The sequence below is a fragment of the Neisseria sp. 19428wB4_WF04 genome (assembly GCF_015235335.1).
GTDB classification, from domain to species: domain Bacteria; phylum Pseudomonadota; class Gammaproteobacteria; order Burkholderiales; family Neisseriaceae; genus Neisseria; species Neisseria musculi.
On the sequence record NZ_JADGLG010000114.1, the window covers coordinates 1 to 1,337 of the forward strand.

1 pseudogene and 1 CRISPR repeat array are annotated in these 1,337 nt (G+C 46.7%); the pseudogene reads left to right on the forward strand.

Annotated elements, in window-relative coordinates:
- A pseudogene (locus tag IR141_RS12480) lies at positions 1-190 on the forward strand (IS1595 family transposase); the annotation flags it as partial.
- A 31-nt stretch (positions 191-221) separates the two neighbouring features.
- Positions 222-1,247: direct repeats of the CRISPR family, unit length 36 nt; unit sequence GTTGTAGCTTCCTCTTTCATCTCGCAGTGCTACAAT.
- The last annotated feature ends 90 nt before the right edge of the window (positions 1,248-1,337 follow it).

The window sequence follows — 1,337 nt, forward strand, 5'->3', positions numbered from 1 at the left end:
GTTTGCCGACCGACACAACCATATCAACGGCATTGAGAATTTTTGGAATCAGGCGAAACGTGTCTTGCGCAAATACAACGGAATCGACCGAAAATCTTTTCCTCTGTTCTTGAAAGAATGTGAGTTTCGTTTTAACTTCGGGACACCAAAGCAGCAGTTAAAAACTTTGCGGCTTTGGTGTGGTGTTTAGGGCTAATCTACTTCAGCCCCAAAAAATATCTGTTGTAGCTTCCTCTTTCATCTCGCAGTGCTACAATTTGCTGGATATTCTGGGCGTGTTGGCTAAAGTTGTAGCTTCCTCTTTCATCTCGCAGTGCTACAATACGGCAGCGGCCGTTGCCAGCCCTATGCCTGTTGTAGCTTCCTCTTTCATCTCGCAGTGCTACAATCAGAGAGAAAAAGTTGGCAATACCTGCCGCGTTGTAGCTTCCTCTTTCATCTCGCAGTGCTACAATAAGACGGGTTGGCCGTTGACGGTGAAGACGGTTGTAGCTTCCTCTTTCATCTCGCAGTGCTACAATGCAGTAGGTTGCCGTAACGGCAGCCTTTTTGTTGTAGCTTCCTCTTTCATCTCGCAGTGCTACAATTATGAACGACAAACCGAGCGCGGCAATCACGTTGTAGCTTCCTCTTTCATCTCGCAGTGCTACAATTAGCTGTCGGCGCGGAACTGCGCCCATTCCGTTGTAGCTTCCTCTTTCATCTCGCAGTGCTACAATGCCTAATGGGTATTATGGCGGCGGTACAAAGTTGTAGCTTCCTCTTTCATCTCGCAGTGCTACAATAATGAGGGGGGTGCGAGTGTGAAGTCTGTGGTTGTAGCTTCCTCTTTCATCTCGCAGTGCTACAATTCTTTACAGGCATCTTTGCACCGGATTTTTGTTGTAGCTTCCTCTTTCATCTCGCAGTGCTACAATTTAATAATTGTTCTGCGGCCTTTACTGTCAGTTGTAGCTTCCTCTTTCATCTCGCAGTGCTACAATCCGCTGCTCGAGCTTCCGCCGCCTTTTCCTGTTGTAGCTTCCTCTTTCATCTCGCAGTGCTACAATCCAAAATCATAGCAATGCCCATCTGCTTGGGTTGTAGCTTCCTCTTTCATCTCGCAGTGCTACAATAATTGGACTATGGCACTAATCGTTAGTATTGTTGTAGCTTCCTCTTTCATCTCGCAGTGCTACAATCGAACCCTGCTGCGAATGGGTGGGCCGCGAGTTGTAGCTTCCTCTTTCATCTCGCAGTGCTACAATACCCAAGCAGGGAATCCTTGTTTTATAAGGATTCCCTGCTTTATTTTGCTCTGAAAAACTGTGTCAAAACAGTAAAAGTTGGTCGGCATT